This window comes from Thermomicrobiales bacterium, from assembly GCA_041390825.1.
Classification (GTDB): Bacteria; Chloroflexota; Chloroflexia; order Thermomicrobiales; family UBA6265; genus JAMLHN01.
Window position 1 is genome coordinate 94,228 of the sequence record JAWKPF010000015.1, and the last position, 12,698, is coordinate 106,925.

A 12,698-nucleotide genomic window follows, 5' to 3' on the forward strand; every position below is an offset into this window, starting at 1 on the left:
TTCTGCTGATGCGGGGGATCCACAAGCACTACAACCGGGCTGCGGCCGAGCTCGCCGTTTCCACTCCGTTGATCCGGCTGGACATCCACCACACCGTTATCGTGCCAGTTTCACAGCTCAACCGCGTGGCGCGGCAAACACTCTGCCTACGCCCGTTCGATCTCGGACAACGTGACGGCGGTGCATGTCAGCGACAACAGCGAGGAACTGGACGAGTTCCAGAAGAAGAAGTGGGAACAGATCGCACCGATATTCCGCTCATCCTTGATCGAATCGCCCTATCGTGCGCTGATCGGTCCACTCATGAGCTATCTGGACGAAGTCGAACGGCAACGCCCGGGAGACACCATCACGGTCTTGCCGGAGTTTGTGGCTCATCACCTCTGGGAGCACATCCTGGACAATCAGACGGCGCTGCGCTTGAAAGCCGCGCTCCTCTTCCGCCCTGGCACGGTCGTCACCAGCGTGCCATACCATCTCGATAGCGATGTTGCGGTGGTAGAGTGACCCGTTGGGTCAGTGGACGTTCCCGCTCCCTCGTCCCGAGAGCTAGCTTCCCGCGCCTTGCTCCACAGGACGTGTCGGGTCGGCGGTCCACTCGGCGTAGGACCCGAAGAAGAGCGACCTCCTCGTATCCGATGAGGCGCAGCGTGAAATACAGCGCGGCGGAGCGAACACCGGTCGAGCAATACGGAATTACGCGCTTGTCCGGCGTAACGTCGAGCGCCGCAAACGCGGCGCGCAACTCCTCGGCCGGTTTCCATAGAGGTGGTTGCTTGTCCACGACAACATCGGTAAAGGGAAAGAGGACCGCGCCGGTCAGTTCCGCGGCGTACTTGTCCGTTCCGAGCATCGATTAGCACAGTGTCAGGGTCGTCGAGGGCGGCAACCACTTGATCGACCGTGGCAATCGCCGCGTCATTTGGCTGCCCGACGTAAGGCCTGGCGCGGCAGTTGGCGTCGTGGCGCCAGTCTCCCAGTTTCCTCCACCAAACGCCGTCCAGGCAGGCAGACCGCCGTTCAGGATGCGGATGTCCGCATGGCCCAACTGATACAGAATCCACCAAAGTCGAGGCGTAGATCGTTCCGCCATCGTAGATGACCACCGTGTCCGGAACGCTCGATCGAGTTTCGTCACGAGCATTTCCATCTGGTCGCGCCAATCGTCGATTCGCGCAGGATTCGGTCAATGCGAGGTCAGGCCAATCGACCTGCACCGCGCCCGGAATGTGCCCTGCTCGAACTCGTCCGGTGGAGCAACGCAATGACTCGCCAGCGACTCACCGAGATGGGCGGCAAGCCAGGCGGGATCCGCCAGCCATTCCCGCATGCGCGCCATCCGCTTGGAGTGGCGACTGGCGGTAAGCACGCCACCGCCACAGTCATGCGCGAAGCAAATCCAACGGTCAGTGCGCCAGCAAGAATGCACGTCGATTCACCAACGCCTCCATTTCCAGGGCCTGGCTTGCTTCGAGGGCAGCGATAGCGCGCCTGCGAGCAACGATCATCGCCGATGACGCAATGTCTCGAACAGTCCTGGCGATTCGGTGCCGGTGACCTTCGCAACGCGGATCGGCATGAAGAGCTGCCCGGCCTTGAGCCCAAGCTGGTCGGCCAACGCGCCTTGCGGAGCGACGATTCGATGGCAGCTTCGTCCGTTACCGTGCCAGCGTCGAACACCGCCAGCGATCCCGCAACGCGGCCAGCGCCTGCGCGGCATCGGTCTTCTTGGGAATCAGCAGCGCAGGGTCCGTAGGGGTCAGGTTTCATCCCTGACGAAGAACGACATGAGTTCTGGCCGCGTCGCTCAACAGCACGGTCGCCAGCGCAACCGGTCACCTCGCGCACCGGGCATACTCGCCGCTGGCCGGATCGAGCGCGGTGTCGGTCACCCGGCCTCGATGAGGGAATGGAACGACCCGCGCGGTCAGATCGTCAGATCGAGAACATGGTTGATGTACTGCTGGTTGAACCAGCCTTGGAGCTTGTCATAGTCGAACGCGTCGCAGGTGACGGGCTGACTCGCTCCAGCGACCATTTCTCGAGCAGTTCGTCCCGCGAGAAAATCTCGGTCGTGCCGTCGAGACTCCAACCGAGCAGCGCCAGGTAGTTCATCAGCGCTTCGGGCAGATATCCCTGGGAGCGGAACTCCTCCATGGCGGTCGAGCCATGCCGTTTCGACAGCTTGCCGCCGCCAGGCGCCAGGATCAGCGGCATGTGCGCGATCGCCGGCGGGTCCCACCCAAAGGCGGCATAGAGGCGAATGTGCACGGGCGCGGTCGGAATCCACTCCTCGCCGCGCATGATGTGGGTGATCTCCATGTCATGATCGTCGATGACGTTGGCCAGGTGATAGGTCGATTAGCCGTCGGACTTGAGCAGCACCCCAGGTCTTCCAGTTGACGGTCTGAAAGATCCCGATTCGCCGGATCAGGTCGTAGACCTGGGTGGTGCTCGCGCGGCAAAGCGGACAGCAAGATCGCGCCCGCGGCGGTTCTCGTCGATCTCCGCCTGGGAAAGGTGGCGGCAATGGCGATCGTGTGCCCAGGCGGAAGCGCTCTCGCGTTGCTCACGTCGCGCAGCTGTTCAGTCGCTCCGTGCTGGAAAGCACCGATACCGCGTTTCCCGAATCGATCTTCTGCGTAGCCCTGCTGGTGAGCGCCAACCGCTCGCTCTGTACATAGGGTCCGTGTGGGCCGCCGACATCGAGGCCTTCGTCCCAATCGACGCGCCGAACCAGTGCAGGATTTCCAGAATGCCTTCGGTGGCGCCCTCGACCAGCCGGTTGCGATCGGTATCCTCGATACGGAGGATCATGGTTCCATAGGCAAAGGCCGCTCTGCGTAACCTTGGCGAAGGCAATTGAAGAGTGTGGTGCAGGCACGCCGCCGACAAGCCGGTCGGGTGGGAGGCGTAGCGCACGCGAACGAGGCGGTCGATGGCAATGGTCGGATTGGTCATGGGGCCTCGAGAACAGGGCAGCCGAACAGATCGTCCGGTCCGAACAAACACAATCGCGAATTGTAGCGACCGCACGAGCGGAACGTTCTGAGCCAAGCTGCCGCGCGGATGCGAACCCGTCATACTGGAGAGAACCGTCGATCCGTTCTGGCGTTCTATCAGATGAGCGCGGAGACACGGCAGATGCCCGCGCTCTCGAAACTGGATAGGTGACACAAGGGGTTCATTGCATGAAACGATTGGTTGCAACGCTCGGGTTGGCCCTGATGGCCGCGGTGAGCACATTCGGTGGCGCGATGGCGCAAGATGCATCGCCGGTCGCATCGCCCGCGGCAGCCGGTGGAGTCCGCCGATCGTGTGGGAGTCGAACGACTTCCTGCCCACGGTCAGTTCCGGCACACCCGGGCAGATGCGATCACGCTGGGAAGCGAATATTGGGTGCAGTTCCTTCCGGACGGCGGCTTCAGTTTCCGCGCGGATTGCAATGGTGGCTTCGGCAGCTATGAAATGGATGGCTCCAGCGTGACGCGCTCGGCCCGCTCGGGACCACCGCTCATGCTCCTGCCCGGACGGTGGCCGGGGCGGCGGGATTCATCGACGCGCGCTGACATCAGGCCACCAGTTGGGAAGCCAGAGCGGCGCGAGCGATATGCTGGTGCTGACCACGGCTGATGGAACGAATCTGACCTTCGATGCCGCGGTCACCGGTGTCGTGTGGCAGTGGTCTGAAACCCAGATGAGCGATGACACGGTCGTCACGCCGAACAATCCGGAGGACTACTACCTCGCTTTTCACCGGACGGCTCCGTTGTTGGGCAGATCATTGCAACCACGCGCGTTCGGCAGCTACACCACCGATGGCAGCCAGATCACCATGATGCTGGCAACCACGCGCATGCACTGTGGCGACGATTCCCAGGACACGGCGTATGCCCTGAATCTCGCCCCAGGTCACCAGCTTTGTGATCCGCGATGGCAAGCTGGCGCTGGCGATGCCGATGGACGCTGGTATCGGTATCTACGAGCCCGGTTCTCGACTAGCCGACGGCGCCAAATCGTATCGACCTTGAGCGTGGGCGGCGTTCTGGCCGCCCGCGTTCCCCTGGACTTCGATTGGAACCACTTCGTCGATCAGGAATCGTCCCGGCACTTCGGAACGCGTGATGAAGAGCGCGTGGCCTCGGGCTTGGCGCCGTCCGGTCAGATCTTCGCCCACGACCACGATGTACCCGGCCATCGCCGGGCAACTGCATCGCGCCGAAGAACTGGATCTGGAGATAGTTCTCGGGTTGCAGCGATCGATCGACCTGCAACCCGGCGATCAACTCATCGTCGAGTCCATTGGAGCAAGAACGCTGCAATCCAGGTATCGGTAGGCGGCCAGCGCCTTCGGCGGCTCACCGGTGTTGACGCAGGCAATCGCCCGAGGATCCTTCTCGACTTCCGTTCCAGGAAGAAAGAGCTCCTCGCCATCAGGCAACGTGATGTTTCCCGTGATTGTATCGTTGGAAACGGTCGAAGCTCGGCGTCCTCGATGCGCTGCAAGTCCGCAGGCGTGAGCGGGTTTAGGGTGTTGCAGGGTCGAGAACGGCAACGGTAGGTGTGCTCCTGCCCATGGGACAGCCAACAGCGCGGCAAGCACAGTCAACGTCATCAACCAACAACGAATGCGCATAGATTCCTCCGGCGCGGCCCGCTTCGACCGTACGCCCGCTCTCAATTACAGCAGAACACGCTAGGATGTTGGCAAGCGCAACTCGTCACGTCAGCAGCATCGACAGGAGCCGCCTCGATGTCCGAATCCACCAGTGCTTCCTGGGTCCGCTCACCGGATGGGAAAGCCGACGCCCCTTCCGCACGACACCATTCTCCGACAGTTCTTGCGTTCCAAAGCGCGTTTCAGCAGCTCCTCGGCGGTGCACACGGCGCCAAATCGTTGCTACCGATCCTTTCTGGCAGTCGATACCGGCCGGCCAGCCGTTCGTGAATCTTGCGCTGTTGCGGAAACCGCTCTTCGGCACCGGAGCTTGCCAAGACCATGGATGAGCTGGAAGCAGCGGTCTTTGGCACGCCGGGGCGACTGGCTATGCCGTGGTCTATTCCCCGCTGCCGACGGCTGACCTGAGTCCGGTTGGACGCTTTCCTAGCCATCCCCGCCCACAGCTGCGGAGCCCCTTTATTGATCGACACCGGGCATCTTCGATGGAACCAGGTTTCGTCGATCGAGCAATTGATCCAGTTCGAGCGCGTCATGATCGAAGGTTTCGACATGGACGACATGCGCAGGATGCCGGACCGTTCGCTCTTTCCCCAGAGATCATCGATGACTCCCGTTTTCCGGGCCTGGCTTGGCTACCTCGACGGCAGGCAGTGGCCGGGAGGCCGGGAGCGTATGGCCAATGAGGGGTTGGTCGATGTGATCAGCGACGCGCTGCCCCAGGCACGGCGCAAGGAGGCTCGGGCTGACCGTCACCCAGCGGCGCGGCCAGAGCTGGGATGGCCCGCGGTGCTGTTCTCCAGCGACGAAGGCCGCTCCGTCTACGAACGATTGGGGTTCGTCCCGATTCTGCGGGGTCGTTCTGGTATCGGGAGCGATAGCGCCAGAAGCAGTACCTACACCATTCTGCGTGGGCTCTCACGCCAATCTACGTAGGTCGTACATACGGATCTACGCAAGGAATCCGCAATTCTGCCGATGTCATCACGCTGGAAATGGCGGATGATGGTGGTGTGAGCAGGACACGGGGCTCGCACGGAAACAGGGCGGCAGATAAGGCAGGCCGGAGCTGAATCCACTAGGTGACGCGAGACGCCGGGTCCCAACTCCAAACCTAAGGTGAGCGCCGGTATTTGAAACCGGCGCAAAGGAGATAGGAAGAAACAGAAAATGGTGGTCACGATGTTGCGGGCGTCGATGGTGGCGCGGGAGATCGGTCTCGAGCGGGGAGCGCAAGATGATGCCATCATCACCGCATGATGGCTCGGGAGCAACCGGCCAGATCAGCGAACTGGGCTGGTTCGGTGGCATCAAGGCAACGGCGTTTCCTGTCCGATGCGGTTCGCGCAGGGTTCGCACAGCGACGCATGACCGAGGCCCGCGGCTAAACCGCCGGTAGCGTGAGAGGACGGAGATAATGGAACTGATACTGGTGTTGATGCTGATTGCAATTCTTTTGGGGATCACGCCCCTGCTGGACCGGGCAAGATCGGTCGAAGAAAGCTGGCCAGACGTGTCGTACGAGTAGTCGACATGGCCAGGGTATCGAATGCATGACGAGCGGTTGCAATTGCGGCCGCTCGATTTTTGCAACGGGTAACTGGCAACCAGCGGCTGGCAACTGGCAACTGGCAACTGGCAACTGGCAACTGGCAAATTGTACGGTTCCGAGCCAGCCGAGCAACAGTGGTCGATTCGTTCTTGCTGACTGTTGGGTGGTTCCTAACTTACGTTTGGCATGACCGCGTTGGCGAGGAGGAACATGGTTTCGGTGTCGTCTTGCTCGACCTGGACGACGAAGTACTGCGCGCCGGCGTTCCGCAGCCCCTGATAGTAGGCAACGGCGCGGTCGACCGAAGCCGACGCCAGAAATGAGCGCCCATTGCTGCGTGCGCCGGCAGAGGTCGATTTCGACGTATCGATGGCATCGGCGCGCATCGGCTTCACCTGTGTGGGCGCAAGCACAGCATGGACGTGAAGTGCGATTTCAGCACCTCGTTGCGCGGGCGTCCCAGATCGTCGAGATGCCCGTCGAGCGCTGCGGCGTTTCCTGCCTGGGCGAACCGCTCGGCATCGTTGCGCCGGCGTCCTTCGCCGCCTCGTTGACATTGCAGGCATCGCCCCAGGTAGCAACCTGACGCAACGTGCCTTTCTTTCCGCTGCCGCCAACCAGCACAGGCGGCCGTCGCGCGGGTGATCTGCATGCCGTCGATATCGAACGTCTCGCCATGATGCGTGTACGGAGCGCCCAGCCACAGCCCATCGACGACCTCGATCAGCTCATCCAGGTCTTTCTGGCGACGACCGATTCCGGGAAAGTCGAGGTTCATCATGGCGTACTCGGCCTGGAACCAGCCAGACCCCACGCCGAGGATCAAAGCGCCCATGGCCCAATCCAGGTCGGCCTGCATGCGGGCAACGAACGCGGGATGGCGATGGGTGGCGGCCATCACGAGCTGCCCGGATAGAGCCGTTCAGTTACCGCGGCCGCGCCGCAAGGCGCAATGTACGGATCCGGCATGCAGCGCGGGGTGATCATGATGAAAAACGGAAATCAGACAACGCTTCCATTTTGCCGGGCAACGTCCATCATGCAGCAACGCATCCCTCCGTGCAGGCACCACCACTTGCATACCATGGACCCCGTCGTCTTTGCAGCTTTGGCAGCCATGGATGTCGAGCCATTGCAACCTCTTTCCTTCTCGATCCTCGCTACATCACTCTCGGCAGAATGACCGAGACGTCGTTCGATGTCCAGCCGGGGGTTCAGCATTCAGACGTCAGTCGATGGTCGTCAGAAACGGGACATTGGGCCGGAAACGAAGGAAACCGCGAGGAGCGGCAGCTGGACCGCCTCGTTCTCACGACTGGAAACTGACGACTGACATCGGCTCGTTACGGTTAAGCCGTGCAGGTGTTAATTCGAGCGCGCCCGGTGGGAACTCTCGCCCGGAAGTTGCGAACTGACCGGTGTATGGGGTGGAGATGCGCGGTGCCACCGCCGTTCGGAAGTTCCCAGAGGGTCATATCGACATGCGGCGTGACCTGGTGGCCGGTTACCGCCCGGACCAGTCGGTGCCGACCTGCTGCCCCCTGCACGTGACGACCGTCCCCGACGTGATCGTACTCAGGGTGATATGGAAGAGGGCGATGCCGTAGCCATTCCCCATACCGATCAGGAGACCTAACCGCTGGTCCAGAGCACGGTGCCGGAGGCCGGGGCGCCAGGCCGGCTGACCGATCGTTGCCTGCCTCTCCATCAGGGTGCGCTGCGGGTCGAAGAGTACATGTAGGTCTGACCGTTGTGCGTGCCCCGTTGTATCCCTGGATGATCGATCAGCTACGCCGGAAACCGGCCAGATCAGCAGTCCACCGGGGGTACCCGGCGTCGTGGGCTCATCGAAGGTCAGGTAGTCTGCCGAGATGTACCCAGCCACGCCGGAATAGGTCACCGGATAGTAGTTATTGATTGCACTGCCGGTGACGGTGACAAGCGAAACCCTCCTTTGACTGGATGACGCTTTGTAGTTCATACCAGGACGGAACGCAAGTTGACATTGTGAGTCGTCGAGCAGGCTCGGTCGGCTGTTGGGTCGGTGTGTTCAGGACCGGGGTCGGTCGGTTGCGGGCAGGCGCCCAGGTGGTCGCCGAGGCGTAACCATTGATGCCGTTGTAGCGAACCGGGTAGAAACCGTTCACCAGGCTGCCGGTGATGCTCACCGTGGCGCCGTCCGGCGCGACCGTCAGGATGGAGTAGTTCGTGCCGTGGGCCTGAGCGCAGGTCGAGCGACCCATCGATCCCGGTGGCGTGTCGATCGCCGGGCGATGGCGACGGCGGCGTGCCACCGGTTGCGGAAAACTCGTCGCAGGCACAGCCATTGCGGTCGACCCGTAGCGAACCGGGTAGAAGCCGTTCTGCAGCGCGCCGGTGATCGTGACCGTCGATCCGCCGGGCATCACCAGGATGACCGGTAACCAGTCCCTGGACCTGATCGGAGATTGAGGGCTCCGTCGATCACCGTTGCCGTCTGACCCGAGGGGTGTCGTCGGAACCGGGGTCGGATTGGAGCCGATCTATGGAAGCCGCGTACGCGTAGCCGGTATACGTGCCATAGCGAACCGGATAGGAGCCGTTGGTCAGCGAACCGGTAATGGTGCCGTAGCCCCGCCCATGTGACGGTCGACGAATAGTTCGTTCCAGGGCCGGAGCGGAGGTTGAGCGCCGTCGATCACTGTGGCGGTTGTGCTGCCGCTGCCAGTGGAGATGTATTGGCTCGCCATTACAGCCGGTGACGCCGTTGTAGGTCAGCTGCGCCAAAGCATTCTGAACCGAACCGGTGGTATTGACAGTGGCGCCATTGGGAATGACAAGCAATACGCCATAGCTCGTGCCCCAGCCCAGAACGCAGATTGACATTGGCGGCGGTCGTAGTCGCCGCCGCAGCGGGGCGACAACATCAGGGTGCGCAGATAGTCGGACAGCATGTATCCGGTCTGCCCCCGCGCCACGACCTGATACCAGACGGTGCCATCCAGGTCGTCGGTGAACGGCCCGTCGAGCACGTTCACGAGCCAGCCCTCTGGCGCTGGTCGGCACATTGGGGTAAAGGACGGAGAATCCCGCAGGTTGACGTGCCGCACTTCGGCCACTTCGGCATCTGCGCCCAACTCCAGGTCAGTGGCCGCTCTCGCGTGCAGTTTGTTGATGGCGCTGGAAACCAGGCAGAGCACCAGTGGTCGTGAGCCAACGACTGGCCCAGAGCAGGGAGCGGAGCATCGGGCTTCCCCTCTTCGATTTAGCCGTTTCCGTCACTGCAATGAGCGGAACAGCATACCGCGCGGTGCGAGTCGCGCGAGCGGGCTGGTATGTCTGGCAACAGACTACCGTTCGTTGGCGGCGTACGCAACCGTACGCCTGAGAATCCCTTTCGCCGTCCAAAGCGAGGCGGACTTTCAGTCAATCCAGACGGTTCGCGAAACTCCGGCGCAAAACCTGCCGATCGACCCAATTATTGCGAACATTCGCATCGAAATCGTTGCGTTAGCGTCGCAGCCATCGACGACTCAAAGCGACCCGATCAGATTTGCCAGAGTGACAACGAAACCTGAGAAAAATGGACGCTGGCGGCGTACACCAGCGTCCTTCCTCCGACTTCGGGTGACGTTCCCGCTAGACCAGGATCGTCTCGATCGACGCAGCAACCGCCTCTGCGACGGTCTTCGCCTGCCTCGTCGACAGGGTCAGCGGCGGCGCGGCGACCGTCATTGGTGCAACGCACGATCCCGTTCTTGCGCGTTTCAAAGCGTCAGCTTGTCGCCCATCTTCAGCGCCAGGTCGTACTTGGCTTTGGTCTCCTTGTTCTCGACGACCATTTCGACCAGCGTCATCTGGCCAATACCACGAATATCGCCAACATGCGCGTGGTCGTCGAGCAACCGATGCAGTTCGGCGCGCAACGCGTCGCTACCGACCTTGGCGGCTAGTGGCGAGATCTTCGCCTCTTCGAGGATCTGGATGTTGCGCAGCGCGACTGCACGCAGCGGGTGTCCGGAAGTACGTGAATCCATGCATGAACATGCGATCCGCTGGACATGGTGTCGAAGATCTCGTCGAAACCGCCGACCCTCAGGATGTAGCCCGAGGTGATGCCCTTGGCGAACGAGGCAATAGCCTACGAGCCCGAACGTCTCCTGGCCAAACATCGCCGTCCGGCCGAACCCGTTGATGACCTCATCGGCGATGAGCAGAATGCCGTGCTTGTCGAGGGTCTTTCGAACCGCCGGCCAATAGCCGTCTGGCGGAACCGTCACCGCCGGCGCCTTGCACAGGCTCGGCAATCATGGCCGCGATCGTGTCCGCCCCTTCGGCGGCGATCATGTCTTCAGCTCCTTGACCAGCTTGGCGACGAACTCCTCCGAGAGTCCTTCGCCAGCCGATACGCGTAGGGCGGGCTGACATGCACGTAACCGGGCACCATCGGGCCCAAAGCCTTCGTGATACGTCGGGATACCGGTGGCCGCAAGCGCGCGCCCATGGCGATCCGTGATAGTACCGGCGAGCGATGATCTTGGTCTTCTCGAAGCGCCCCGTGACCACCAGTAGTAGCGGGCGATCTTGAGCGGAAACGTTCGTTCGATTCCGCGCCGCCAGAGGTGAACTGGAAGTGATTCAGATGCCAGGAAGATCTCGGCCAGCTTCGCGGCCAGCTCGATCGACGGCGGCGAAGCCGAACCAAAGAAATTGGGCACGAAATCGGCCGTCATGATCTGTTCCGCGGCAACATCGGCCAGCACCTTGCGCCCGTGCCCGACGTTGACATTCCACAGGCCGGCGAAGGCGTCGATGTATTGCTTGCCATCCGTGTCCCAGAGATAGACACCCTCACCCTGGGCGAGAATCAGCGGCCCATGCTCTCGCATGTCCTTGAGGTTGGAAACGGGTGCAGCAGGTACGCGCCCCAATCGCAACCAGCTCGGTGGTGTTCCAGGTTTGTGTTGCAGTCATTGCCCAGCTCTGCTCCTTTGCCATTTATTGCCAAGTTGCTGATTGGATTGTGCCACGATCACCGGAACCGCCGTTGTCTGCACGACCCGAAACAGATAGCGAACAACCTGACGTCGTACCGCTACCCGCAGTCGAGGCGCCAGGCATCGAGGTTCGCGATGCTGAGGATGAACAGAGTAGGGTTGCGTGATCGCATGCAGGCCGCCAGAATTCGTCGGCCGCCAGGCGATCGGTGTACTCGATGGCAAGAACCGGCTTGCCTGCCTCCAGTAGGGGAATGACCTCATCGCGCCGTCGTCGGCCAGACAATCCTCGGTCACGGCAAAGTCATAGCTTCCGACCAACCGGTCAGTGATTCAGGACTTCTTCAGCCGATCTTGCCAAGACCACGCGCATGGGCCGCATCGGCCAACCAGCGATTGAATGCAAGCTGGTCCTGCTCGGTCAAGGGAAACCCGGTGACCTCGGCGTCGTTGCCATGGTATCGATGTTGTCGGCTCGACCGCATCGAATCCTTTCTCCGCGCAGAGATCGAGCCGCAATGAGAGAATCGGAGCCAGCCAGATCGATGCGGCGAACTCCACGAAACGTTCGCGGCCATTCGTCCCAGGCATTGCCGAGCACTTCCCGCGGGATAGGCGCCGGCGTCAGGGCGCCAATCTTCCCACGTCCCCATGCTCATGTAGCACAACACGCGAATTCCTCGCGTGCAAGGCCGCCCGCGCTCGTCTCGAAACCGTCCAGATCGTAGACCTGCACCGCGAGCGGATCGCCCTGCAACGGTTCGCTGAGCTGGATCTGCCGTATCGCCCCGGCACTCGGTTCCCAAACAGCATCCGCGCCTCTGTCCTCGCCGGTGCCAGCCCGCGAACAATGGCAACGATGGCCATTCCGTTCATCCACCGAGGCAGCATCGTTCATCCTTCCCTTGCGGCTCGCCGAGCAGCATCGAAACTGTCTATCATCTCCGCGCCGAACGCGTTTCACTGTCGTGACGATTCGCCACCATTCGACTGGAGCATGCCAATACCTGACACGATCGATTTTCGACATCTTGCTCGAGGGAGATCCACGCTCGTTTCCGCTTCGAGGGATATCAGCACGGAGGTTGGATGCATCGTTCTTCATCATCCACTACCTGCAACCAGGCACCGGACCAGGTTTGCACACCCATCCCAGTCTTTATCACGCTTCGAAGGTGAGGCATTGATGACGCATGGGGACGAGCAGCAGGTGGTGCGGGCTGGCGACATCAATGGCCGTCGTGCCAGCGAATACGCCGCACAAGTTCGTCAGCCAGGGAGATGTGCCCCTGAAACAGGTGGACATTCACATCACCGACAGGATGGTGCGGGTCGAACTGGAACTCTTATAAGAGGGATGCGCCGATTCTCAGCCAACGCTCGGCCACGGCGGTCAAAACGTGAATTGCATGGAAAACGCCGCTCCGTTGCCGGGCGTGGCGTTTCCACATGAATCAGCTTCCGCCACCTCCACACAGTTGTAGACCCTGAT

The 12,698-nt window shown here is 61.6% G+C and carries 12 protein-coding genes and 1 pseudogene; 3 read left to right on the plus strand and 10 right to left on the minus strand.

What is annotated here, in order from left to right:
* The first annotated feature begins 180 nt into the window (after positions 1–180).
* Positions 181–507: a hypothetical protein gene (locus tag R2855_09775; GenBank protein MEZ4531308.1), complete on the plus strand. Its 327-nt coding sequence runs from the start codon at positions 181–183 to the stop codon at positions 505–507.
* Positions 508–856: 349 nt separating this feature from the next.
* Here R2855_09775 and R2855_09780 read toward each other — a convergent pair whose 3' ends face one another.
* The 3 genes from R2855_09780 to R2855_09790 all read right to left on the minus strand — a co-directional run bounded on the left by R2855_09780 (position 857) and on the right by R2855_09790 (position 2,961).
* Positions 857–1,093 (minus strand): hypothetical protein, encoded by a 237-nt coding sequence (locus R2855_09780; GenBank protein MEZ4531309.1) that lies wholly within the window; start codon positions 1,091–1,093, stop codon positions 857–859.
* 842 nt (positions 1,094–1,935) lie between these two features.
* Positions 1,936–2,349: a glutamate--tRNA ligase family protein gene (locus R2855_09785; protein MEZ4531310.1), complete on the minus strand. Its 414-nt coding sequence runs from the start codon at positions 2,347–2,349 to the stop codon at positions 1,936–1,938.
* A 237-nt stretch (positions 2,350–2,586) separates the two neighbouring features.
* The gene (locus R2855_09790; GenBank protein ID MEZ4531311.1) at positions 2,587–2,961 is read right to left on the minus strand and encodes a glutamate--tRNA ligase family protein; all 375 of its coding nucleotides are present in this window, start codon (positions 2,959–2,961) and stop codon (positions 2,587–2,589) included.
* A gap of 655 nt (positions 2,962–3,616) precedes the next feature.
* Between R2855_09790 and R2855_09795 the strand changes: the two genes are divergently transcribed.
* Together R2855_09795 and R2855_09800 are read left to right on the plus strand one after the other, a co-directional pair.
* Positions 3,617–4,561 (plus strand): META domain-containing protein, encoded by a 945-nt coding sequence (locus R2855_09795; GenBank protein ID MEZ4531312.1) that lies wholly within the window; start codon positions 3,617–3,619, stop codon positions 4,559–4,561.
* A 579-nt stretch (positions 4,562–5,140) separates the two neighbouring features.
* Positions 5,141–5,614: a hypothetical protein gene (locus R2855_09800; protein ID MEZ4531313.1), complete on the plus strand. Its 474-nt coding sequence runs from the start codon at positions 5,141–5,143 to the stop codon at positions 5,612–5,614.
* 786 nt (positions 5,615–6,400) lie between these two features.
* Here R2855_09800 and R2855_09805 read toward each other — a convergent pair.
* From R2855_09805 to R2855_09835, 7 genes and pseudogenes are all read right to left on the minus strand, one after another.
* Entirely contained in the window at positions 6,401–6,616 is a 216-nt protein-coding gene (locus R2855_09805; protein MEZ4531314.1) for a hypothetical protein, read from the minus strand.
* 5 nt (positions 6,617–6,621) lie between these two features.
* A complete protein-coding gene (locus tag R2855_09810) occupies positions 6,622–7,128 on the minus strand; it encodes an LLM class flavin-dependent oxidoreductase (GenBank protein ID MEZ4531315.1) in 507 nt (168 codons plus the stop codon).
* Positions 7,129–7,734: 606 nt separating this feature from the next.
* Complete coding sequence (locus tag R2855_09815; GenBank protein ID MEZ4531316.1) at positions 7,735–8,130, minus strand: hypothetical protein; 396 nt, start codon at positions 8,128–8,130, stop codon at positions 7,735–7,737.
* A gap of 10 nt (positions 8,131–8,140) precedes the next feature.
* Complete coding sequence (locus R2855_09820; protein MEZ4531317.1) at positions 8,141–8,638, minus strand: hypothetical protein; 498 nt, start codon at positions 8,636–8,638, stop codon at positions 8,141–8,143.
* A gap of 345 nt (positions 8,639–8,983) precedes the next feature.
* Entirely contained in the window at positions 8,984–9,409 is a 426-nt protein-coding gene (locus R2855_09825; protein MEZ4531318.1) for a hypothetical protein, read from the minus strand.
* A gap of 567 nt (positions 9,410–9,976) precedes the next feature.
* Positions 9,977–11,098 (minus strand): annotated as a pseudogene (locus R2855_09830) (aminotransferase class III-fold pyridoxal phosphate-dependent enzyme).
* 452 nt (positions 11,099–11,550) lie between these two features.
* Positions 11,551–11,877: an endo alpha-1,4 polygalactosaminidase gene (locus R2855_09835; GenBank protein ID MEZ4531319.1), complete on the minus strand. Its 327-nt coding sequence runs from the start codon at positions 11,875–11,877 to the stop codon at positions 11,551–11,553.
* Between the last annotated feature and the right edge of the window lie 821 nt (positions 11,878–12,698).

Excerpts from the sequence above, each read along its gene's own strand:
- R2855_09780 (MEZ4531309.1), bottom strand. The coding sequence starts at position 1,093 with ATGGCGGAACGATCTACGCCTCGACTTTGGTGGATTCTGTATCAGTTG.
- R2855_09805 (MEZ4531314.1), bottom strand. The coding sequence starts at position 6,616 with ATGCGCGCCGATGCCATCGATACGTCGAAATCGACCTCTGCCGGCGCA.
- R2855_09790 (MEZ4531311.1), bottom strand. The coding sequence starts at position 2,961 with ATGACCAATCCGACCATTGCCATCGACCGCCTCGTTCGCGTGCGCTAC.
- R2855_09810 (MEZ4531315.1), bottom strand. The coding sequence starts at position 7,128 with ATGGCCGCCACCCATCGCCATCCCGCGTTCGTTGCCCGCATGCAGGCC.